This is a genomic window from Acidovorax sp. ACV01, assembly GCF_014851495.1.
Taxonomy (GTDB): domain Bacteria; phylum Pseudomonadota; class Gammaproteobacteria; order Burkholderiales; family Burkholderiaceae_C; genus Acidovorax; species Acidovorax radicis.
Genome location: NZ_JACUZT010000002.1, coordinates 18,155 through 40,421, shown reverse-complemented (window position 1 = coordinate 40,421; position 22,267 = coordinate 18,155). Strand labels below are relative to the sequence as shown.

The following is a 22,267-nucleotide window of genomic DNA, read 5'->3' as shown; positions in this document are numbered from 1 at the left end:
TTAGGCGCGCAGCCCCGCCCCGCGGCACAAGGGGGCACATGCCCCTATGCCGCCGCGCAACCGGCCGCGGCGTCAGGCTGCCGCCTGATCATCCAGGACGGCTTGTGGCGCGTGGGTTTGCACAGACTCGATGCCTGCATCGCGCGCCTTGGCACCGGAGTACATCTGGCTTTGCCCGATGACCTGGCCATTGCCCGCCTTGAGCGTGAAATAGGGCGATCCGTCCTTGGCGCTCAGGCGCCCAAAGCGGCCATCGTCCGGGGCGTTCTTGCGCACGGATTCAATGCCATTCAGCGCGCTGGCCCGTGATTCATACAGCTCGCTGGTCAGGATGACCTGGCCATTGGTGGCCAGCAGGTTGAAGACAAATTTATCGTTCTTCGACTTCTTCAGCTCGAACTTCGCCGCCATAGGGAATCCCTCCGGTTGCATGGGCCAAGGCACAGTTGGCCTGCAGGTTTGTACCCTCTTGCCGCCACACGCGCAACGCCTGGACAGAGACCCTAGAACCTGTTCACGATCCCCAGGGAATCGCAAGCACGGCCTTACAGCGCGGGCCGAGCGTCCTTGGGGTCCTGCTTCTGCGCCCGGGCCACCGACATCAGGATGCCCAGCGCCAGGCCCAGGGTCACCATGGCAGTGCCGCCGTAGCTGATGAAAGGCAGCGGCACGCCCACCACGGGCAGGATGCCGCTGACCATGCCCATGTTCACGAAGGCATAGGTGAAGAAGATCATCGACACTGCCCCGGCCATCAAGCGCCCGAACAGGCTGGTGGCACCTGCGGCGATGGCCAGGCCACGCCAGACGAGCATCAGGAAGCAGACCAGCAGAAAAAGGTTGCCCGCCAACCCGAACTCTTCGGAGAAGGCGGCAAAGATGAAGTCGGTGGTGCGCTCGGGAATGAACTCCAGGTGCGTCTGCGTGCCGGCCATGAATCCCTTGCCCCACATCCCCCCGGAGCCGATGGCGATCATGCCCTGGATGATGTGAAACCCCTTGCCCAGCGGGTCGCGCGTGGGGTCGAGCAAGGTACAGATGCGCTGCTGCTGGTAGTCGTGCAGCACCACCCAGCGCACGCCGTCTGCGCACAGCTGGTCGCCCAGCAGCACCAGCGTGAAGATGCCTGCGCCGCCAATCAGCACGGGCGGCAAGATCAACTTCCACGACAGGCCTGCAAAAAATATCACCGACAGCCCTGCGGCCAGAACCAGCAGCGAGGTTCCCAGGTCCGGCTGCTTCATGATCAGCCCCACCGGAATGGCCAGCAGCAGCCCCGCCGCCGCAAAATCGAGCGGGCGCAGGGTGCCCTCGCGCTTCTGGAACCACCAGGCCAGCATCAGGGGCATGGCGATTTTCAGGATCTCGCTCGGCTGGATGACGATGCCTACATTGACCCAGCGCGTTGCACCTTTTTTGGTGATGCCGAACAGCGCCACCGCAAAAAGCAGCGCCACTCCGGCCGCATACAGTGGTACGGCAAACACCATGATTTTCTGCGGCGGCACCTGGGCCACCATGAACAGGATGGCGCCCGCTATGAGCATGTTGCGCCCATGGTCGGAAAAGCGCGTCCCATGGTCGAAGCCCGAGGAATACATGGCCACCAACCCGGCACAGGCGAGCAGCACCACCACCAGGATAAGCGGCAGGTCGAACCCGCGGAACAGGGGAAGAAAACGCTGGGCGAGCGAGGGCTTTTCAAAAACAACGGCCATCGCGAGATTATCGGTGTGCTGGGCCACCCCTGCGCCAGAACCCACGCCCGGCGGTCGTCATCCCGCCTGGCGGAACGCCATCACGGCCTGGTTGCGCAGGGTGCGCAGCAGGCCCAGGGCCTTGTCATCTACCACGATGCCCCCGGCCGTGGACTGGTCGGCATAGATGAGTGCAAACGTCTGGCCCTTGATCTGCAACGGAAGCAGCAGGAACGACGGGGCATTGAGCCCCGTGCGGTACCACTCGGGCAGGCGGGCCTGCATCCTGGGCTCTGTCGCATCGTTGATGAGCGTGTCTGCGCCGCGCAGGCAGACGGCCGCAAACAGGTCGCCCGGCGCCTTGAGCGGGACTTTCATGGCGCGCACGGCGGCGTCGCTGCCCTCGCCCAGGCCAAAGCGGCCGGTCAGCATGTCGGTGCGCGCCTCGCGCAGGCAAAACACCATGCGCCGAAATCCCAGCGCGCGGAACATGGTCTCCAGGATCATGCGCAACACGTCATTGAGCTGAAAACTCTCGACCATGGCGTTGGTGATGTCCTGGATGCCCGCTGCCAGCACCTCATTGACCTGCGCAACCGACACCACACCACTGGCCTGCGATTCGAGCACCGCTGGCAGGGGCTGGGTTTCGCTGGCCCGCAACTCGTGCGACCCCAGGGCGTCGTCCTGCGCGGGCCCGGTACCGGCGGCCGGAGGCAGCTGCAGCAGCCGTGCGGCAGGCGTCCCGGGGTCGACGCGCAGGTCCAGCGCCTCGGCCAGCGCCACGAGCTTGTGGCGGGCACGCAAGGTGGCCTCGGAAATCGCGGCGGCGGACAGCGCCAGCGTGCGGGAATAGCGTGTGCCGATCTGCCCCAGGCGCGACTCCAGCGACGCCGCCTCGCCAAGCAGCAGGGTGCTGGCCACCTCATTGGCCGCCATCGCCACCCACCGCAGGCGCTCCACGCCCTGCTCTGGTGCGCGTTGCATGGGCGAGCCCATGGGCTTGCGCATGCAGCGCTGCAGGCTTTCGGGCAGACCCCAGACGCGGGCCACGCCCACCCCCAGGTCCTCGAACCCTAGGCCCAGCACCTGGAGCGCGGCCGACTCTTCGCCCCCCTCCACACGGCCAGACGCCAGCAGGGAGCGCACCTGCCGCGCCTCTTCCGGAAAGTAGAACTCGCACAACATGCGGCCCAGGTTCTGGAACATCGCGCCAATGAAGGCCTCTTCGGCCGCCTGACCGGGCTCGCACAGCTCAGCAGCCACCGACCCTGCCATCATGGCGCGCAAAAACTCCTCGCGCATCTGGCTCGCATGGGCCTTATCCTGCATATGGTCCAGCAGCACCAGGCTGAGCGCCATGTTGCGCACGGCGTTGAAGCCCACTAGGCTTACGGCCCGCGACACGGTGCTGATGGTGCCCCGGCCCGCATGCGCAAAATGCACGCTGTTGACCAGGCGCAGCAGCTTGTTGGTGAGCGCCACGTCCTTGAGGATCTCGTGCGTGAGATCGCTGATGCTGTCGTCCTCGGAGTTGGCCACGCGCTGGATACGGGCCACCGAGTCCGACAGCGCCGGAAAATCGCTCTTGTGGCGCATGCGCCGCAGCAGGAAATCGAGCGTGGCGTTGCTGGCCGCCGTGGGCGCGCTGGCGGGCGCGGCCCAGGCCCGCAAGGCATCGCGAAACTCCGCCGCCGACGGGTAGCGCTGGCCCGCCTCGCGCGCCATCGCACGTTGCAAAACGGCCCGCAGGCCGTCATCCACGCCCGGCCCGAGGTCTTCGGGCAGCACCAGGGTTTCGTTGGCGATGCGGTACAGCGCCTGCCAGGTGTCTTTCTGGTGGATCAGCGGCTGGCCCGTGAGCATCTCCACCAGCACCAGGGCGGCCGAATACACATCCATGGCCGGCGCAGGAGCCTCCCCGGCAGCCGCCTCGGGCGCGAGGTACGCCGGGGTGCCACTGGCCAGCTGTGAATCCGGTGCGGCCTGCACCGGTGCCGCCATGCCAAAGTCCATGACCCGGGCGTGGCGCTGGGTGTCGATCATGATGTTGGAAGGCTTGAGGTCGCGGTGCACGATGCCGGCCTGGTGCGCTGCCTGCAGACCATCCAGCACGTCCACCATCAGCGCCACCGCGTCGTGCGGCGTGCAGCGCCCCTGCTGCGCCAGGTGTTCGGCCAGTGTCTTGCCTGGCACATATTCGAAGACGATGTAGGGCTGGCGGCCCTGCACATCGGCCTCGAACACCGGCACGATGAAGGGGTGGGCGAGACGCCCCACATGCCGCGCCTCGCGCAGCCAGTGTTCCAGCACCGACGGGTCCTGGTCCTCCACGGGGCGCATGAGCTTGATGGCCACCTCACGCTGCAGGCGCGGGTCCAGCGCCAGCCACACCGTGGCCTGGGCGCCCCGGCCCAGCAGCTTCTTCAGCTCGAAGCGGCCCAGCGACGTAGGCGGCTTGTCGGCGGATCCCTGGGCCCAGCGTCTGGCGGTGGAAAGCGGGGCAAAATCAGTCATGGTGGGGATCAAGGCAGCGGGCGCACCGCGCGGCGCCCATGCCATGCATCTTATGTCCCGGCCACCCCCTTCGCAGCAGTGATTCCCCTGCCCTGTCGTTTTCCCCATCCATGACCACCACCCACCTCCTGTACCTGCACGGTTTTCGCTCTTCGCCCCAGTCTGCCAAGGCCCGGCAGATGGCCGCGCATGTGGCGCGGCGCCACCCTGGCGTCACCTTCTGGTGCCCCCAGCTGCCCCCATCCCCCAAGGCAGCGATGGACCTGGTGGCGCAAGGCATTGCCCTGTGGCCCGGCGCAGCGATGGCGGTGATCGGCTCGTCGCTCGGCGGCTTTTACGCCAGCTGGGTGGCGCGGCACAAGGGCTGCCCCAGCGTCATGCTCAATCCAGCCGTGCACCCGGCGCGCGACCTCGCGCGGTACATCGGCGAGCAGACCGCCTGGCACGACCCGGCCGAGCGGTTTTACTTCCAGCCTGAATACATTGACGAGCTGCGCGCGCTCGACACCACGGGCCAGCCACCCGCCGCGCCGGAGATGGCCATCATTGCCAAAGGCGACGAGGTGCTGGACTGGCGTGAAATGGTGGCGCGCTACCCGCAAGCACGGCTGGTGGTGCAAGAAGGCGGAGAGCACGCCCTCGCCAATTTCAGCGACTACCTGCCCCAGGTGACGGAATTCCTCGACCTGGCCTGACATCGCCCAGGCGCCAGGGGCACCAGCGCATCAGAAGCTGCTCAACGTGCCTGGGATGCCCGGTTGCCTCCCGCCCCCATCCAGCGGGCATAGTCGTCCGGGTAGGCCGCGCGGTAGCGCTTCATGTGGAAAGCCGCTTCGTCGTCCTTGCCCAGCATCACGGCGCTTTCGACCAGCGCCTCGATGATGCGGGGCTCGGGCGAGTAATGCAATAGCTCCTGGGCCAGGGCGTTCATGCGCGCTGCGTTGTCCCGGGTCAACCCCGTGGTGGTCAAGCGCGCAAAGTCCAGCTGGCTTGAAAACAGCAGCGAATGGGACACCTTGGCTTGCGTGTCCTCGCGGTACGCCGCAGCCCGCTGCGCGCTGGGCTTGTAAAGCTGGCTCACGCGGTGGTAGTCCCAGGCGGCAACGCCACACACACCCAGAATCGCCACGGCGGCCACCAGCGCCGCGGCCCCCGCCTGCCACGCGTGTCCTTCCGATTCTTCGTCGCGCCGGGGCCAGACCAGGATTGCCACCGACAACAAGGCCACCAACTGGAACGGCCCGTACCACAGCGGGTATTCCAGCATGCTGTGCAATCCGATGATCGCCAACACCCCCCAGGCCAGCTGGCGCACAGGCTCCGTTTCGCGCCAAGGCCGGGCCCACAGGCCCCATGCAACGACGGCCCCGCACAACGCCACGGCTGCGGGCAGGCCCAGCTCCACGGCCAGGTGCAGGGGCAGGTTGTGCGCGTTGTCCAGCAGCACACAAAAGCGCTCGCCGGGGAACAGCGTGATGTAGTGCGCGTAATCCAGCTCGCCCCAGCCCCAGCCCAGCCACGGCTTCTGCGCCATCAGGGTGAGCACGTTGGACCACAACACCCGCCGGCTGGTGCAGGCGTGCGACCCATCGGTGAAGCGATGGAACAGGGCATCGGCACGCACGCCCTGGAACTTCCAGAGCGCCTCGGGCAACACCCAGGCAGCCACCAGAAAAACCGCAAAACCCGCAATGCCCAGGCGCAGCGCCCCACCACGGCCCGCGCCACGCCACAGAGCCAGAAGCGCCAGGATGAGCAGCCATTGCACCACCCCGGTCCGCGATGCCGTGGCGGCCCCGCCGACAGCGATCCACATCAGGACCACGGGGGCCAGCATGTTCCACAACCCCGAGAAAGGCAGGCGGCCTGGACCTGCAGGCGCCCCGATCAAGTCCGCGCTGCCTTGCGGCCGGGCATGCAGCGTCCACCACAGCCAGGCCCATGCGCCCAGGCTGAGCAGGGTGGCCTGCTGGTTGCGCTGGCGCAGGTTGCCCACCGCCTGGCCCGGCACCGAGGCGTGAATCCACGGCCCCAGCCCCACGTCGCCGACCAGGTACTGCACCAGTCCGATGACGCTGGCCACCAGCGCAGCCAACCCCAGCCCACCCGCCAGCAGCCAACCCCACCCCACAGGCCCCTGGCGCCGCCATACCCCGGCGCGTGCCCACCCGGCAGCCAGCAGCAAGAGCACCGCCCCACACACCCAGGACGTCAACAGCGGCCAGAAGTTGGCGATCGGGGCGTCGGTGACGGCAAACAGAAACGGCAAAGCCACTGCGAGCAAGGCCAGCGGAACGGCAATGGCATCAAAAAACATGTCGAAAGAACCGGGCCATCGTGTAAAGCCCTGGATCATAGGGGCGGCCTAGGAGCCTGTCGGACTTGGAGCGTCGATAGCGGAAACCGGCCCCAGCGAGGACAGTTTTTGCCGAATTTGCAGCCCCATAGCCGAGCTATGGGGCAAAAAGACGGTGTTCTCGAAGAGCGGCGGAGCCAAAAATGGACTGCTGCGGCCGATTTACAGCCGACGATTTCCAAATCCGGCAGGTTCCTATGGGCCGCCGGACCGGCTTGGCACCCATGGGACAATGCCGCCCATGCATGCATTGTTTGAAGAAGCTGGCAAATTCATGGCCGGCCGTATCCTGTCCGAAGCCGACACATCCGCCCAGGTCGAGCTCGACTCCGGCAAGCGGGTCAAGGTCAAGGCCGCCAACATCCTCCTGAAGTTCGAAAAGCCGGCCCCGGCGGAACTCATCGCCCAGGCGCAGGCCGTGGCCGAGTCCATAGAACTGGACCTGGCCTGGGAGTTCGCGCCCGAAGACGAATTCGGCTTTGCCGACTTGGCGCGCGACTATTTCTCCGAGAACGCCACCCTGGTCCAGCAGGCCGGCGCCCTGTTCCGCCTGTACGACGCGCCGCACTACTTCCGCCGCGCGGGCAAGGGCCGGTTCAAGAAGGCATCGGCCGAAATCCTGCAGCAGGCGCTGGCCGCCATCGAGAAGAAAAAAGCCCTGCTTGCGCAGATCGACGAGTGGGCCGCGGCCCTCGGACGCGGCGAATGCCCGCAGCCCATCCGCGACCAGCTCTACAAGATCCTGTTCAAGCCGGACAAGAACGCGCCCGAGTACAAGGCCGTGGTGGACGCCAGCCGCGCCACCCATACCGCGCCGCTCGACCTGCTGCAAAAGGCCGGCGCCATCGACTCGGCCTACCAGTTCCACTGGAAGCGCTTTCTGTTCGAGAACTTCCCCAAGGGCACGGGCTTTCCGGCCGTCACGGCACCTGTCATTGCCGACGAGCTGCCGCTGTCTACCGCGCAGGCGTACTCCATCGACGACTCGCAGACCACTGAAATCGACGACGCGCTGTCGGTGCAGGGCCTGGGCACGGGCACCGTGGTGCTGGGCATCCACATCGCCGCGCCGGGCCTGGCGATCCAGCCGGGCAGCGCCATCGACCAGCTCGGCCGCGCACGCCTGTCCACGGTGTACATGCCGGGCTACAAGATCACCATGCTGCCCGACGATGTGGTGCAGACCTACACGCTGGACGAAGGCCGCGCCAACCCGGCTGTGTCGCTGTACGTGACCATCGACGAAGTCACGCTGGAGTTCAAGAGCTCCGAGACCAAGCTCGAGCGCGTGCATGTGGTCGCCAACCTGCGCCACGACCAGCTTGACGCGGTGGTGACGGAGGAATGGCTGTCCAACCCGGCGTTCGAGCATCAAAATGACCCCCAGCGCTTGTCCGACCTGCGCCACCAGCTATCATTTTTGCACCGCCTGGCCAAAGACCTCAAGGCCCGCCGCGAGGTGGTGCGCGGCAAGCCCGAGAACTTCAACCGGCCGGACTACAACTTCCGCCTGGTCGGCAACAACGGCGCCGAGCCCACGGGCGACGAGCAGGTGCAGATCAGCGTGCGCCAGCGTGGCGCGCCGCTCGACCTGATCGTGGCGGAGGCCATGATCGTGGCCAACAGCACCTGGGGCAGCTGGATGGCCGAGCTGGGCGTGCCTGGCATCTACCGCAGCCAGGCCAGCATGGCGCCCGGCGTGAAGGTGCGCATGGGCACCAAGGCGCTGCCGCACGCGGGCATTGGCGTCAAAGCGTATTCGTGGGCCACGTCGCCCCTGCGCCGCTACACCGACCTGGTCAACCAGTGGCAGATCATTGCGTGCGCCCGCCACGGCAAGACCGCCGCGCTGGCCGCGCCCTTCAAGCCCAAGGACGCCGACCTGTTCTCCATCATCAGCAGCTTCGACGGTGCCTACAGCGCCTACAACGGCTACCAGGCCGGCATGGAACGCTTCTGGACGCTCAAATATGTAGAGCAGCACGGCATCACCGAGCTGAACGCCACCGTCTTCAAGGAAGGCCCGGGCGGCAGCTTTTTGGTGCGGGCGGACGACATTCCGCTGGTCTTCCCGGTGCTGGGCGCGCAGAACCTGCCGCGCGGCGCGCGCCTCCTGGTCAAGCTGGGCGAGGTGGACGAGATCACGCTGGACATCCATGGCACCGTGATCGAGCGCCTGGACGACCCGGCCGACACCAGCGACGACGGCCCGGTAGACGATGCCGAGGACGACGACACCGTGGCCGGCCCGATCGCCATCGCGGTGGATGTGAACGAGGCCCCTGCCGAAGCCACTGTGGCAGCCGCGACTTCCTGACTGCCCCCCACAGCCACCGACAGCCCCGAAATACCCCCTGATAATTGCCGGCGATGAAACTCCCCGCCTTCCTCCGCACTTTCAGCACGCTGCAGCTCGCGCTGGGCGTCTCGGTGGCCGTGCACGCCGCGCTCATCTCGGTGCGCTTCATTGACCCCGAGGGTTTCAACCGCGTGTTCCAGGACACGCCGCTCGAAGTCATCCTGGTCAATGCCAAGTCCAACGAGCGCCCCGACAAGGCCCAGGCGATTGCCCAGTCCAACCTGGCAGGCGGTGGCGACGCCGAGAAGGGCCGGGCCACCAGCCCCCTGCCCTACTCGGCCCTCACGGCCATCGGCGACGACTTTGAGGAAGCACAGCGCAAGATGGATTCCATGCAGGAGCAGCAGGCGCAGCTGCTGGCCCAGCTGCGCAAGCAACTGGCCACCATGCCCGAGCCCGATCCGCGCCAGGCCAGCCAGAGCACCGAGCAGGCGAACGAGCAGGAAAAGCGCCGCCAGCTCGTCAAGCTGCTGGCTGAGATCGAAAAGCGCATCAACGAAGAAAACTCGCGCCCCAAGAAGCGCTACATCAGCCCCGCCACACGCGAAGAGGCCTACGCCATTTACTACGACGGCCTGCGCCGCAAGGTGGAAGACAAGGGCACCGAAAACTTCCCCGAACAGGGCGGCAAGAAGCTGTATGGCGAGCTGACCATGATCGTCACCGTCAACCACGACGGCCGCGTGCTGGAGACCGAGGTGGTGCAAGGCTCGGGCAACCCCACGCTGGACCGGCGCGCCGAGGCCATTGCCCGCGCAGCCGGCCCCTTTGGCGCCTTTGGCGCCGACATGCGCAAAAAAGCCGACCAGATCGCCATGGTGGCGCGCTTCAAGTTCACGCGGGACCAAACTCTCGAAACCAGTGTTCGGTAACCCCCCTGAGTCGCCTGCGGCGCCTTCCCCCTGTGGGACGCCGCCAGCGGCCTGGCAAAGCCAGTTCCGCGGCAGCCCCGGCCTGACCCCGCTCCCTGCATGCAGCCCTTGTTGTTCCCATGACCTCTTCGCCTCTCGCCTCCGACCTGTACTGCGTGATGGGCAACCCGGTGGCGCACAGCCGCTCGCCTGCCATCCACGCCCGCTTTGCCCAGCTCACGGGTGAGCACATCGCCTACGAGCGCCGCCTGGTGCCCATGGATGGTTTTGCGCAGGGCGTGCGCGACTTCGCGGCTCAGGGCGGGCGCGGCTGCAATGTCACCGTGCCTTTCAAGACCGAGGCACCCGGTCTGGCCACCGAATGCAGCGAACGCGTGCAACTGGCCGGTGCGGCCAACACCCTGACCTTCCGCGCCGACGGCAGCATCTATGCCGACAACACCGACGGCCTGGGCCTGGTGGCCGACATCACGCGCAACGCGGGTGTCTCCCTGGCGGGGCGCGATGTGCTGCTGGTGGGCGCCGGTGGCGCCGCAGCGGGCGTGCTGGGCCCGCTGCTGCTGGCCGGTGCCCGCCACGTCACCGTGGCCAACCGCACGCTGGCCAAGGCGCAGGCCCTGGCGCAATCGCACAGTGCACTGGCATCGCTACAAAAATCAGAGCTACTAGCGCTTTCCCCACAAGCGCTAGATGCCAATTTTGATGTCATCATCAACGCCACGGCCAGCAGCCTGGCCGGTGCCGAAGTGCCGGTGCCCGCCCACGTGCTGCGCCCGGGCTGCCTGGCCTACGACATGATGTACGGCCCTGCCGCCCAGGGTTTTCTGGACTGGGCCCGGCGCCACGGTGCCATCCCGCGTGACGGCCTGGGCATGCTGGTGGAGCAGGCCGCCGAAGCATTCTTGCTGTGGCGCGGCGTGCGACCGCCATCGGCGCAGGTGCTGCAGGAAATGCAGCAGGCCATCTAGATAACAACACCGAACACGGGGAGACACACCGCAATGAAAGCCGTGCTGCGCTGGCTGGGACTGGTGGTGCTCGCCTTCGTGGCACTGCAGCTGTTCTTCGTGGTCCGCATTGCGGCCATGGTGGTCATCGACCCGGAATCCACCAGCTTTCAGCGCTCTGAGGCCTGGACACTGCTCACCACCAAGGGCAGTGTCCCCTGGCGCCAGCAGTGGGTGCCCTACGCCAGCATCTCGGACCCGCTCAAGCGCGCCGTCATCGCCTCGGAAGATGATGGCTTTGTGAGCCACGACGGCGTGGACTGGAACGCCATTGAAAAAGCCTGGGAGCGCAACGCCAAGGCCGAAGCCCTGGCCAACAAGGCCCAGTCCCGCGCTCCCGACCGCCCCGTGCGCGCGCCCAAGATCCGGGGTGGCTCCACCATCACGCAACAACTGGCCAAGAACCTGCTGCTGTCGGGCGAACGCACCCTGCTGCGCAAGGGGCAGGAATTTGTGCTCACGCTGCTGCTGGAGCAACTGCTGAGCAAACAACGCATCCTGGAGATCTACCTCAACAGCGTGGAATGGGGCGAAGGCGTGTTCGGCGCCGAGGCGGCCGCGCAGCATTACTTCCGCAAAAGCGCATCGCGCCTCACCGCCGCCGAAGCTGCGCGCCTGGCGGTGATGCTGCCCGCACCCAAGCGGTTTGAGAAGACGCCGGGGTCGGCGTATCTGGCGGGGCGGACGCGGACCATCCTGGCGCGGATGGGGGGGGCGGAGCTGCCGTGAAGGACCCCACGTGCTGATGAAATTCACCCACACCGAGCGTTGGGTGGTTGCCGCGAATATCGCTTTGGTCGCTGTCTTTAGCGCCTGGAGCATCGGGGTCGCCTACGGCCGGATTCCGCTTTCAGCATGCTGTAGCGTCCCGGGCTATGCCGAGGCCGTGCTGGTAACACTGAACTTCCCTTCGTGGTTGCCCGCCGCACTTGCCGCGAAGGCTCTCTATGGCCAGGACTTCGCCGCCTTTATGGCCTTCAAGCAACTGGTGTGGACTACCCTCTGCGGGCCGCAGTGGTGGGCCTACATCTCGATCTATCGGTTTTTGAAGAATCGGCGACGCACCTCTGCGTAGAAGCACTTCGGCATCAAACTGGAGTGCCTAGTTCAATAGATAAAAGCGTCTATCCCCTTCGCGTCAGCAGCAGCGCCACTGGCATCTCCGGCCGCAAGGTCACCTGCAGCTTCGGCGCACAGGCTGGCGCCCCCTCCGGCAGCCGCAACCGGTACCGCTGCAGCAGCATGGCCGCCAGCAGCGTCATCTCCAGCATCGCAAAGTGCTGCCCAATGCACACGCGCGGCCCTGCGCCAAAGGGAATCCACGCGCCTTTGGGGATGGTCGGGGCATCGTCCAGGAAACGTTCGTGCGCAATCACACCGCGCGCTGGCGGAGAGGGCACCGACCGTTTCGGCCCAAATAGGGAGCACGAAGCAACCTTGACGGCCCTCGCCATGCCAGAACCTCTGGCAGCAAAAAACACGGACCGCACGGCTTGTGGAGCCATCAATGTCGCATGGACTTTCCTCTGCCCGGCCCGGAGCCCCCTAGCCATGCGCCACCGCGCTGTCAGCATCGAAAAAATCGATTGCTGAACAGAAAAATATTGCGATACCAGCATCGCGCCATGGGTCATAGCATCTCTACCTCCTACGCAGATCGCGTGTCCTTCCCTTTTTTACAGGTATCGACTGGAAGCCATCCCATGAAACTGTATGAGCGCGAGACGTCCGGGAACTCTTACAAAATCAGGCTGCTTTTTTCGTTCTTGGGAATGGCCTATGAACGATGTCCCATTCCACTCGTGAATGGGCGCAACCAGGTTCACGACGATTATTTTCAGCTCAACCCCAGAGGGCAGATTCCCACGCTGCAGGACGAGGACGTCGTCGTATGGGGCTCCACAGCGATCCTTTGCTATGTCGCATCGAAGTACGACGCATCGGGAAGATGGTTGCCCCGTGATCCCAAGAATCTTTCTCAAGTGATGCAATGGCTCGAACTGGCACAGAATGAGATTCAATCCGGGCTTTTTTTGGCACGTGCCATTCAGCGATTTGGATACGAGGGAGATCTGGGGCTTGCCCAGCAGTCCGGGAAGCGGGCTCTCGAAGTGCTGAACCTTCGCCTGAGCCATGTTCCATGGCTCGCAGGTTCCTGTCCGACCATTGCCGACATTTCCTGCTTTCCCTATACCGCCCTGGCTGCCGAAGGCGGCATTGATCTCTCTGCCTATAGCAGCGTGCAACGGTGGTTGAGGGAATTCATGGCGCTTGAGGGATTCATTGGCATGCAAGGCATATCACCCCCCTCGACCCACTAATGCAGCCGGGCTCGTCGCGCAGGCAGACCTGACGGCCCCCGAGCAGCCAAGTCAATGGGTCTTTTGTTGGAGCCATGCGGCTCTTTACGGACGCCCGGGCTCACTGCTCGTGCCGCCCGCCCGGGGCCCGCCGCTGCAGTCGTATGTGAACCGGCATCTGCGGCCGCAAAGTCACCTGCAGCTTCGGCATGCACGCCGCCGCCCCATCCGGCAACCTCAACCGATACCGCTGCAGCAGCAGCGCCGCCAATAGTGTCATCTCCAGCATCGCGAAGTGCTGACCAATGCACACGCGCGGGCCGACGCCAAACGGGATCCACGCGCCCTTGGGGATGGGCGGGGCACCATCCAGAAAACGGTCGGGCACGAATTGGTCGGGTTGCGCAAACCAGCGCGGGTCGCGGTGCAGCACCCACGGCGTGATGCGCAGCATGGCGCCCTGGGGCACGTCCACGCCAGTCAGCGTGATAAGCGCTGTGGTGCGCCGGGTCATCAAGGCCGCCACCGGGGGATACAGGCGCAGCGCCTCTTTGAGCGTGGCACTGAGAAACGGCAGCTGCGCCATGTGCTCGGGCCCGGGCGTGTGGCCGGACGGCAGCACGCTGTCCACTTCGGCCTGCGCGCGCTGGGCGGCCTCGGGGTGTTCGGCCATGAGGCGGCTCCACCACAGCAGGGCCGTGGCGCTGGTTTCGTGCCCGGCCTGGAAGCTGACCATGCACTGGTCGAACACTTCCTGCGGCGACAGCGACTCGCCGGTGCCTTCGTCGCGCAACGCCAGCAGCATGTGCAGCAGGTCAGTGCGCGGTGGTGGGACACCGGCCGGGTCGTCCTCTTCCCGTCTGCGCGCATCGATGTGGCGCTGCACCAGCGCCTTGAGCGCCTTGAGCGCGCGGCGCTTGGCGGCTTTGCCGGGCAGGGGCAGCCAGTCTGGCAGCGTGAAGGGCATGAACATTTCCCGGAACGCCGTCTCCGACAGCGTCTGCGTGGCCCAGGCGGCATCGCGGGCGTCCGCCTTGGCCGATTCGCTGAACAGCGTGCGCAGGATCACATCCATCGCCACATCGGTCCAGAGCGTGTCCATGGCCACCAAGGCCTCGGCTTGGCCTGCGGGCACCGCAGCATCCAGCGCGCTGGTGGCCGCATCGGTCATCAGCTGCGCGTAGCCCGCCACCCGCTTGGGGGTAAAAGCCGGCATCAACATGCGGCGCTGGCGCTGCCAGGTGTCGCCCTCGGTCACCAGCACGCTTTGGCCGAACACCTGCTCGAACACGGCAATGCCGCGTTCCCAGCGGATCAGCTGGTCCGCGTGGGTGACCAGCGCCTCGCGCACGAGATCGGGCGACAGAAGATCCCAGGCGTCTTCGTTGCCCAGGCGCATGCGGGTCAGGTCGCCATGGTCGCGCTGCAGGCGGGTGACAAAACCGAGGTAATCGGCACGCATCTCCCTCAGCAAGGGCAGGCCCCACCAGCGACTGGCCGGGCCACCGGGCTGGTGGCCCCGGGTTGGTGCAGTCTGCGCAGAGGGAGAGGGTGCCGCTGGCATCGATGGGGTGGCGGTGGTGGTGGTGTGGGTCATGGCGTGCATGTTGCGGTGCAACAGCGGCCAGGTATTGAACGAATTCGACATCGCAACTCGCCTACACTCGCGGCGCATGGCAACCTTGGTCCCACCTTCCGCACGGCATCCACAGGGGCTGATCCCCTCGGGCCAGCTGTGGCTACCGCGCGCGAGCCTGTCGGCATGCCTGCGCGGCACGCTGGTGCGCAGCACGGTTGGCCATGTTCTCAGTGATGCACAACGCATCAACCGCTTCCCGGCCACCCCCCTGTGCAGCCTGAGTTGGTGGTTTGAGGGGCGCAGCGAATGCCTGGTGCCCGAGCGCCCCGACACCATGGCCGACCTGAACAGTCCGCGTGACCCCATCCCCGGCCGCTGGGTGCTGGCCGGCCCGCACACCCGGCCCAGCACCAGCTATTGCGCCGAGCCTACCCACGCCATGATGGTGATGTTCATGCCCGATGCGCTGCACCAGCTCACCGGCCTGGAGCCTGAGGCGCTGACCGACCGCATGCTGGACGCGCAAACCCTGCTGCCGCCCGACTGGATAACGATGTGCGAGGCCGTGCAGCACCAGCCCGATGACGCCGCCCGCATGGAGTGCCTGGAGGCGTTTCTGGAGCCCCGCTGGCAAGCCTGCCGACCCGTGCAAGCAATGCAGGCGCAGCGTTATGGCGACTGGGCCATGCACCTCGCGCAACGCGCCGCCGTGTCGGCCCCAGGCCGCAGCCTGCGCCAGCTGGAGCGCCGCATCAAGCGCTGGGCCGGGCTGCCGCTGCGCGAGCTGCGCGGCTTTGGCAAGGCCGAGCAGGCGTTCTTCGACACCATCGCAGCCGACGCCGCCCACGGCACGGTGAAGTGGGCGGATGTGGCGGCGGGCGCGGGTTTCTCGGACCAGTCACACCTGTGCCGCGTCACGCGGCGCATCACCGGCTACGCCCCGCAGGCGCTGTACGACGGCATTTACGGTGACGAAGCGTTCTGGGCGTATCGCATCTGGGTGTAGCCCCGGCGGTACCGACAGGCACTTCGTCGGCTCTTCAAAGTCCTGATCCAGCCACCCCTGTGGATGCACCGAGGTTCGTCATCTGTTTCAATGCGACCCAAGTGTCGAGCACCGCCCTCCACGCGGCGTATCAGACACTCCCATCGGCAACCCCTTCTCAAAAATCCATGCAGTTTTCGACTTCTCAAAAATTGAGACTTTTAGCTTTGTGTGTTTTGGTGGAAGGCATTTACTACGTTCTGGCGCTTGTTCCCGCGGCAGCAATGACTTGGCTTTGCTCCATCTTCTACGCGCCAAAAACCGCATGGTTGATAGGCGCTGTACTTTTTCTTGTGGTGCTGTGGACCATTCAACCAGGCGCTGTCGATGACCGAGATGCCATCGCCGTAGCGCCGGGCAGCGGGCTCCACCACTGGGTCCGCGAGCTTTCTACCAAAGTGGACGCAGGTAGGATCCATCACATTGTCTTGACCGACGATTTCAATGCTTCTGCCTCTGTCTCGCCAGGTTTTTGGGGGCTGGGAGCACGAAGAACGCTCCGCATAGGGCTACCGTTGTTGCACTACCTTCGTAGCGACGAAGTCAAAGCCATCATGGCCCACGAATTGGGGCACTTCTCCCTTAAACACAACCGGGCAGGCCAATGGGTTTACCGCGTTCGATACAAGTGGAGCATTTTTCTTTTAGGCCGCCGATCTGCGCAGGACGGATTCATCCAGTCATTGCAAAAGCTAGTGGCTCGCTGGTTCATCCCGCTCTTCCTGCGCCAGTCTTCCGCGTGGTCACACCAGTGCGAGTACGAGGCAGACGACTGCGCCCAACGTGCGGGCCTGGCCAGGAGCTTGATAGATGCGTTGGTAAAAATTGAACTGCACGAGCACATCCAGCAGCACGCAATGCAACCAGACTGGGTGCGATGGAAAATGCAGTCAGACGCGCCACCGCAGGACATCCTTGAGACGACCATCAAGAGGGTGCAGCACTATGCTCCACAGTCGTTCGTGCCCATGCTCGCAGCTACCAGCACGCGTCCTTCAGGGTTGCATGACACTCATCCGCGTATTCAGCAGCGGGCAAGCCATTTGTCCATCACGATAGAACCACCGCAGTGGGACGGCCCGTGCGCGGGTGCTGAAGCGTTCCCAGATGAATGGACATCCATCTTTAAAGAACACCAGGCCTCTTGGGTTAGCAAACACCAGAACTCTTGGGGCTTTTCTCACTATCGCCTGCGCTGGCTGCAGGCCCAAGCAGACGCAAATCCTCACGATCTGGTGCAGCAAGCGGTTGCGATGGCGTCACTATCCCGCTCCGCGGCAGCGCTCGACGCGATGAAGGCACTGGTGGCAGACCATCCGTCCGACGCGTACTTGAATTACGAACTCGGTTGCGCGTTGCTGGATGGCGACCATGAGGAAGGCGTTGACTATTTGCAGGCCGCTGTGCGGTTGAACAAAAAGATGGCGCCTTCAGCTTTGCGCAGGATCTTCGAGCACCGCGTGAACGGCGACTGCGCTCACGCCATAGAAAGATCCATCCGAAAACTGGACTCCGCGTTGCACTGGACAGGCAACTTCATCGACGAAGACCTGTGGATACGTTTCGCCAACGAACCCCTGGAACCTCTATCCACCACGGCCCGTGGCCTGTTCCGCGATGCGATCAGCGCAAATCCACGGATAGACGGGTGCTGGGTGGGTAGTCTTCAATCCAGGCAGATTGATGGGCACCAGTTCAAAATCAATCTGGTCGTGTTCCGCATGGATGGCTCTGGTGAACTCTCGCCCCACCATACCGAAGACCACATGAAAGCGCAGATGGCCCACCTGCTGGAAACAGTGACCAGGCCCGATGAGTTGGCCTGCGTGAAAGCGGTGTTCTACACCGAACCGTTGAACCCCCGACTGTTGCAGAACATCAATAAACACCCTGAGGTGTGCATTGCGCAGCCTCTGGGGCCTGTGAACCAGAACGTGGTCAGAATCGATGTGCTTTGAGAACAGGGTAAATCCAGCGACAACTGAGTAACAGGTTGACGCCGGAAGTTCCTCGCTCGGCCACCTCCGTTCAGGCGGCAGTCGAATCGAGCTCCCGCCAAGGCCAGCGCGCCTACGCCCCGTATGATCCGCGCCATGCTTGCCAAGTTGATGAGTTTCCTTCTGCTGGGGATCGTGCGGTTTCTGACCGGCTCCCAGGCCCGCTGGTACGGCTGCCCGCCCAAGGCCGAGCAGCGCATTTATTTTGCGAACCACCAGAGCCATGCCGACATGGTGCTGATCTGGGCAGCGCTGCCCGAAGAGCTGCGCAGCATCACCCGGCCCATTGCCGCCAAGGACTACTGGACCAAAACACCGTTTCGGCAGTGGATCACCACCGCCGTGTTCAACGCCGTGTATGTAGACCGCCAGGCCACGCCCGCGCGCGCCCCTGTGCCCGTGGCGGCTGAATCGGCCGGTGCGCTGGACGCGATGGCCGTCGCCTCTGCCAGCACGGACACCGCCATGGCCGGAGGCCCCGACCCCTCGCCCGAAGCCCCGCCCCGCACGCCCAGCCCCGAGGAGCTGCGCGCCGCCCTGCCCGAGTCCGACCCGCTGGCCCCGCTGGTGCGGGCGCTGGAGAGCGGCGACTCCATCGTGATCTTTCCCGAAGGCACGCGCGGCCATGGCGACGAGCCACAGCCGTTCAAGTCCGGCCTGTTCAAGCTGGCGCAGATGTTTCCGCAGGTGGTGCTGGTACCCGCCTGGATCAACAACGTGCAGCGCGTGATGCCCAAGGGCGAAGTAGTGCCGGTGCCCATCCTGTGCTCGGTGACCTTTGGGGAGCCTGTTCAGCTGGAAGCGGGCGAAGAACGTCGCCCGTTCCTGGACCGCGCACGCCGCGCCGTGATCGCCTTGCGGGAAGTTTAAAGATGACCCCCACGCTCATCGCTTCGCGTATCGCTGCTCCCCAGGGGGGAGCGTCTTTGCCTTCGGGCGGCCGGGCGGCAACCGCACTAGAAGCCCCCACGCTCATCGCTTCGCGTATCGCTGCTCCCCAGGGGGGAGCGTCTTTGCCTTCGGGCGGCCGGGCGGCAACCGCACTAGAAGCCCCCACGCTCATCGCTTCGCGTATCGCTGCCCCCCAGGGGGGAGCGTCTTTGCCTTCGGGCGGCCGGGCGGCAACGACATGAACAACTTCCTCCGCAATCTCACGGCCACCCAGCAAATCGGCGCCCTGTTCCTGGTGATGTTTGGCATCCTGTCCGTTGTCACCGTCTGGGCCTTTGTGCGCAATCTGCGCGAGCACGCCAGCGACGACCCCGAAGCGGAAGCACGCGTGCTGGAGGCCAAGCGCTTCTGGGGCCTGCTCAAGACCTCGTGGGCCATGGCCACGGTGTTCTGGATTGGCTGGGTGCTGGGCGATACGGTGGCCACGGTGCTGTTTGCCATCGTGGGCTTTTTTGCGCTGCGCGAATTCATCACGCTGTCGCCCACGCGGCGTGGCGACCACCGCAGCCTGGTGCTGGCGTTCTTCGTGGTGCTGCCGCTGCAGTTCTGGATCGTGGGCAGCAAGCACTTTGACCTGTTCACGGTGTTCATCCCCGTCTACGTGTTCCTGGCCCTGCCCGTGGTGAGCGCGCTGGCCAACGACCCACAGCGTTTTCTGGAGCGCAACGCCAAGCTGCAGTGGGGCATCATGGTCTGCGTGTATGGCATGAGCCATGTGCCCGCGCTGTTGCTGCTGGACTTTCCGGGCTACCGCGACAAGGGCGCATTCCTGGTGTTCTTCCTGGTGTTTGTGGTGCAGACCTGCATGCTGGTGCAGCACCTGCTGGGGCGGCGCTTCCCCCACAAGCCCGTGGCGCCGCAGGTGAGCCAGAGTTTTCAGTGGACGAGCTGGCTGGCCGGTGTGGCGGCCGGGGGTCTGGCCGGCGGGCTGCTCACGTTCATCACCCCGTTCAAGCCCGGCCAGGCGCTGGGCATGGCCCTGCTCGCCTGTGTGGCGGGCAGCCTGGGGCACCTGGTGATGAAGGCCCTGAAGCGCGACCGTGGCATCACGAGCTGGGGCATGCAGGGCATGTCGGTCACCGGCGCGGGCGGGCTGCTCGACCGGGTGGATGCGCTGTGTTTTGCGGCGCCGGTGTTCTTCCATTCGGTGCGCTGGTACTTCGGTCTCTAGGTGATCGGCAGTCAATTTACAAGCAAAAATGGCCGCTGGCGCTTGATGGATAAGCGCCAAATGCTATCAAATAATGAGCAAATGCGCATCTTAGGCATCGACCCCGGCCTGCAGACCACCGGCTTTGGCGTGGTGGACATGGACGGCCACAAGCTCAGCTACGTGGCCAGCGGCACCATCCGCACCACCACGCTGGCGCTGGGCGATCTGCCCGGGCGCCTGAAGATCCTGTTCGACGGCATCACCGAAGTGGCAGCGCGCTACGAGCCCGACGTGGCTTCGGTCGAGATCGTGTTCGTCAACGTCAACCCGCAGTCCACCCTGCTGCTGGGCCAGGCGCGCGGCGCCTGCATCACGGCCCTGGTGGCGAGCAACCTGCCGGTGGCCGAATACACCGCGCTGCAGATGAAAAAAGCCGTGGTCGGCCACGGCCGCGCCGCCAAGAGCCAGGTGCAGGAGATGGTGCGGCGCCTGCTCAGCCTGCCCGGCCTGCCGGGCACCGACGCCGCCGACGGCCTGGGCATGGCCATCACCCACGCACATGCCGGGGCGGCCATGGGCCGGCTGGGGGAAGCGGCCACGCTCAACCGGCGCCAGCATGCAATGTACAAGGGCGGGCGCAGCTACTGACCCCCAGGCGTCCCCGGAACATGGGGGCGGCTGATTCACCCGGACACGGCCTGCCTACGGCACAAAAGCCGGGCAAAAAAATACCGCGCCCAAAAGCGCGGTACAGCCCCACCAGGGTTTCCGCAGCAGCGAAGGGTCAGGCGACCTGCGTCTTCAGCCGATCAGCACGCTCCTTGGGCGAAGGATGCGTGGACAGGAAGCTGGTGGAATCTCCGCTCGACATGGCGGCGAGCTTTTCCAGGGCCGTGACACAGGCTGCGGGCTGGTAGCGCTTGGCCTTCATGAAGCCCATGGCGTAGTCATCTGCCTCGCGCTCATTGCTTTGCGAGTGCTGGGCGCGCACCACTTTCTCGAACAGGTCACCCAGCTGCGAGCTGGCGATGGCACCGGCCTTGCCGTTGCTCGACGCCACGGCATTGCGCAGCGCGCTGGTGCGCAGGGCGGTCTGGATGCGGGCCTTGGTGTGGCCTGCCTTGACGTGGCCGATCTCGTGGCCGATCACGTAGCGCACTTCGTCGTCGGTGAACTTGTCCATGAGGCCCGAATACACGCGGATGGTGCCGTTGGCCATGGCGAAGGCGTTGATCTCGGGCGTGAGATAGACCTTGAAGTTCATCTTGAGACCGTCGTACGTGCCCAGGCCCGAGGTGAGTTTGGTGAGGCGGGTTGCGTAGGGGTTGCCTGCGGGGGCCACCTTGTTCTGGCGGTCCATCTCGGCGGACATCTGGTCGAACGTGCTCTTGAGTTCCTCGTCCGACAGGCTTTCGGACTTGGCGAGGTCCTTGCCCGCGTCCAGCATCTTGCCCAGGTCAAACTGCGCCCACACGGGCGATACGGCGCTCACGCCGGAAGCCAGGGTCACGAGCGTCAACAATTTACGGCGGTCCATCGGGGTTCCCTCTCTGACGTCAGTCAGTTTTTTGATTGGTCTTGAATCGATTGTGTTTTTGCGCAACCAACTGCAAGCAATGGTTGGCGCGCGCCGGAGGATAGCCACGCAAGTGCCGTTTCTCACGGGCAGCCGTGTCTTCAGATGTAAGAACTGTGTGCCGATGCTGGCGGGCGGACCGAGGCGGCAAGGCCTGGCGCAGGCGTGGTGGCGGAAACCACCGCAGAATTTGCCGTGAAAATGGCTCTAGCGCTTAGCTGAAGGACATTTTTTGCTATTAAAAAATGAGCCCATACAACACGCGATGGCAGGGTGGGCACCGCCCCTGTCTGCGCACGCCGGCAACACTCCAGGTGTCAGCGCCCCAGGCCCCGCTTGAGTTCCTTGAGCAGCAGCAGCACCTGGTTGGACGCATGGCGGCAGCTGCTGTTGAGCAATTGCACAGACTTTTGCTGCTCGCCCGCCTGGAACGCGGTCACCACATCGGCCGCCTGCTGGTGAAAGTATTTGTGCCGGGCCACCAGCATGTCGAACGCCGGGAAATGCCCCAGCCGCACGCGCCCCGTGCCGTAGAGCCACCGGCCCAGGTCGCAACGGTCGTCCTGGCAGATGCGCTCGGGCCGCATCACCTCCTGCGAGCGGCCATTGACCATGTCCTGCAGTTGCAGGCGCCAGCGCTCATGGCTGGCGATGGCCGCATCGATGTCGATCTCGGTCATGAGCATGGAGGCGTACTCTGCGTCCAGCACTAGCTCGCTGCCGTTGTCTTCCATGGCCCAGGTCGTGTCGGGGCTGGTGGGGTCTTGCTCCCGGATCTTGAACAAACGGCTGAAAAAACCCATGCTTGGTCCCTGTGAAGGCGCCCCGCCCGCAGCACCGGAAATGGTCCCGCCGGAA

At 65.1% G+C, this 22,267-nt stretch carries 20 protein-coding genes; 12 read left to right on the top strand and 8 right to left on the bottom strand.

Features of this window, described 5'->3' with window-relative positions:
- Positions 1-72: 72 nt before the first annotated feature.
- From IB243_RS04740 to IB243_RS04730, 3 genes are all read right to left on the bottom strand, one after another.
- Positions 73-411 (bottom strand): YegP family protein, encoded by a 339-nt coding sequence (locus IB243_RS04740; RefSeq protein WP_010466461.1) that lies wholly within the window; start codon positions 409-411, stop codon positions 73-75.
- A gap of 134 nt (positions 412-545) precedes the next feature.
- Positions 546-1,718 (bottom strand): rod shape-determining protein RodA, encoded by a 1,173-nt coding sequence (rodA, locus tag IB243_RS04735; RefSeq protein WP_192425447.1) that lies wholly within the window; start codon positions 1,716-1,718, stop codon positions 546-548.
- A 57-nt stretch (positions 1,719-1,775) separates the two neighbouring features.
- The gene (locus tag IB243_RS04730) at positions 1,776-4,214 is read right to left on the bottom strand and encodes a serine/threonine protein kinase (protein WP_192425445.1); all 2,439 of its coding nucleotides are present in this window, start codon (positions 4,212-4,214) and stop codon (positions 1,776-1,778) included.
- 110 nt (positions 4,215-4,324) lie between these two features.
- Here IB243_RS04730 and IB243_RS04725 point away from each other — a divergent pair, with 110 nt between their 5' ends.
- The gene (locus IB243_RS04725; RefSeq protein ID WP_192425443.1) at positions 4,325-4,909 is read left to right on the top strand and encodes a YqiA/YcfP family alpha/beta fold hydrolase; all 585 of its coding nucleotides are present in this window, start codon (positions 4,325-4,327) and stop codon (positions 4,907-4,909) included.
- 41 nt (positions 4,910-4,950) lie between these two features.
- Here IB243_RS04725 and IB243_RS04720 read toward each other — a convergent pair whose 3' ends face one another.
- Complete coding sequence (locus IB243_RS04720) at positions 4,951-6,531, bottom strand: Wzy polymerase domain-containing protein (protein ID WP_192425441.1); 1,581 nt, start codon at positions 6,529-6,531, stop codon at positions 4,951-4,953.
- Between the two features lie 280 nt (positions 6,532-6,811).
- On the opposite strand from IB243_RS04720, the gene IB243_RS04715 reads away from it, so the two are divergent.
- The 5 genes from IB243_RS04715 to IB243_RS04695 all read left to right on the top strand — a co-directional run bounded on the left by IB243_RS04715 (position 6,812) and on the right by IB243_RS04695 (position 11,883).
- Positions 6,812-8,887, top strand: a complete 2,076-nt coding sequence (locus IB243_RS04715; RefSeq protein ID WP_192425439.1) for a ribonuclease catalytic domain-containing protein — start codon at positions 6,812-6,814, stop codon at positions 8,885-8,887.
- 53 nt (positions 8,888-8,940) lie between these two features.
- The gene (locus IB243_RS04710) at positions 8,941-9,801 is read left to right on the top strand and encodes an energy transducer TonB (RefSeq protein WP_010466467.1); all 861 of its coding nucleotides are present in this window, start codon (positions 8,941-8,943) and stop codon (positions 9,799-9,801) included.
- A 119-nt stretch (positions 9,802-9,920) separates the two neighbouring features.
- The gene (gene aroE / locus IB243_RS04705) at positions 9,921-10,769 is read left to right on the top strand and encodes a shikimate dehydrogenase (protein WP_192425437.1); all 849 of its coding nucleotides are present in this window, start codon (positions 9,921-9,923) and stop codon (positions 10,767-10,769) included.
- 33 nt (positions 10,770-10,802) lie between these two features.
- Positions 10,803-11,537 carry a monofunctional biosynthetic peptidoglycan transglycosylase gene (gene mtgA / locus IB243_RS04700; protein WP_192425435.1) on the top strand — a complete coding sequence of 245 codons (735 nt, stop codon included), beginning with the start codon at positions 10,803-10,805 and terminating at the stop codon, positions 11,535-11,537.
- Positions 11,538-11,553: 16 nt separating this feature from the next.
- Positions 11,554-11,883: a hypothetical protein gene (locus IB243_RS04695; RefSeq protein WP_010466471.1), complete on the top strand. Its 330-nt coding sequence runs from the start codon at positions 11,554-11,556 to the stop codon at positions 11,881-11,883.
- A 49-nt stretch (positions 11,884-11,932) separates the two neighbouring features.
- On the opposite strand, the gene IB243_RS04690 is transcribed toward IB243_RS04695, so the two are convergent.
- Positions 11,933-12,208 (bottom strand): cytochrome P450, encoded by a 276-nt coding sequence (locus IB243_RS04690; RefSeq protein ID WP_370540312.1) that lies wholly within the window; start codon positions 12,206-12,208, stop codon positions 11,933-11,935.
- A gap of 303 nt (positions 12,209-12,511) precedes the next feature.
- Between IB243_RS04690 and IB243_RS04685 the strand changes: the two genes are divergently transcribed.
- On the top strand, positions 12,512-13,129 hold the full coding sequence (locus tag IB243_RS04685; RefSeq protein WP_192425433.1) for a glutathione S-transferase family protein: 618 nt from the start codon (positions 12,512-12,514) through the stop codon (positions 13,127-13,129).
- Positions 13,130-13,229: 100 nt separating this feature from the next.
- On the opposite strand, the gene IB243_RS04680 is transcribed toward IB243_RS04685, so the two are convergent.
- Positions 13,230-14,756 (bottom strand): cytochrome P450, encoded by a 1,527-nt coding sequence (locus tag IB243_RS04680; RefSeq protein WP_225584754.1) that lies wholly within the window; start codon positions 14,754-14,756, stop codon positions 13,230-13,232.
- Positions 14,757-14,781: 25 nt separating this feature from the next.
- Here IB243_RS04680 and IB243_RS04675 point away from each other — a divergent pair, with 25 nt between their 5' ends.
- From IB243_RS04675 to ruvC, 5 genes are all read left to right on the top strand, one after another.
- On the top strand, positions 14,782-15,693 hold the full coding sequence (locus tag IB243_RS04675) for a helix-turn-helix domain-containing protein (protein WP_225584753.1): 912 nt from the start codon (positions 14,782-14,784) through the stop codon (positions 15,691-15,693).
- A gap of 167 nt (positions 15,694-15,860) precedes the next feature.
- The gene (locus IB243_RS04670; RefSeq protein WP_192425431.1) at positions 15,861-17,690 is read left to right on the top strand and encodes a M48 family metallopeptidase; all 1,830 of its coding nucleotides are present in this window, start codon (positions 15,861-15,863) and stop codon (positions 17,688-17,690) included.
- Positions 17,691-17,825: 135 nt separating this feature from the next.
- Positions 17,826-18,599 (top strand): 1-acyl-sn-glycerol-3-phosphate acyltransferase, encoded by a 774-nt coding sequence (locus IB243_RS04665; RefSeq protein ID WP_192425430.1) that lies wholly within the window; start codon positions 17,826-17,828, stop codon positions 18,597-18,599.
- A gap of 259 nt (positions 18,600-18,858) precedes the next feature.
- Positions 18,859-19,851, top strand: a complete 993-nt coding sequence (locus IB243_RS04660) for a phosphatidate cytidylyltransferase (protein WP_057270229.1) — start codon at positions 18,859-18,861, stop codon at positions 19,849-19,851.
- Between the two features lie 81 nt (positions 19,852-19,932).
- Positions 19,933-20,481, top strand: a complete 549-nt coding sequence (ruvC, locus tag IB243_RS04655) for a crossover junction endodeoxyribonuclease RuvC (RefSeq protein WP_010466481.1) — start codon at positions 19,933-19,935, stop codon at positions 20,479-20,481.
- 136 nt (positions 20,482-20,617) lie between these two features.
- Here ruvC and IB243_RS04650 read toward each other — a convergent pair whose 3' ends face one another.
- Both IB243_RS04650 and IB243_RS04645 read right to left on the bottom strand, forming a co-directional pair.
- The gene (locus IB243_RS04650; RefSeq protein ID WP_029414342.1) at positions 20,618-21,370 is read right to left on the bottom strand and encodes a M48 family metallopeptidase; all 753 of its coding nucleotides are present in this window, start codon (positions 21,368-21,370) and stop codon (positions 20,618-20,620) included.
- Between the two features lie 356 nt (positions 21,371-21,726).
- Entirely contained in the window at positions 21,727-22,212 is a 486-nt protein-coding gene (locus tag IB243_RS04645) for a CZB domain-containing protein (protein WP_010466485.1), read from the bottom strand.
- Between the last annotated feature and the right edge of the window lie 55 nt (positions 22,213-22,267).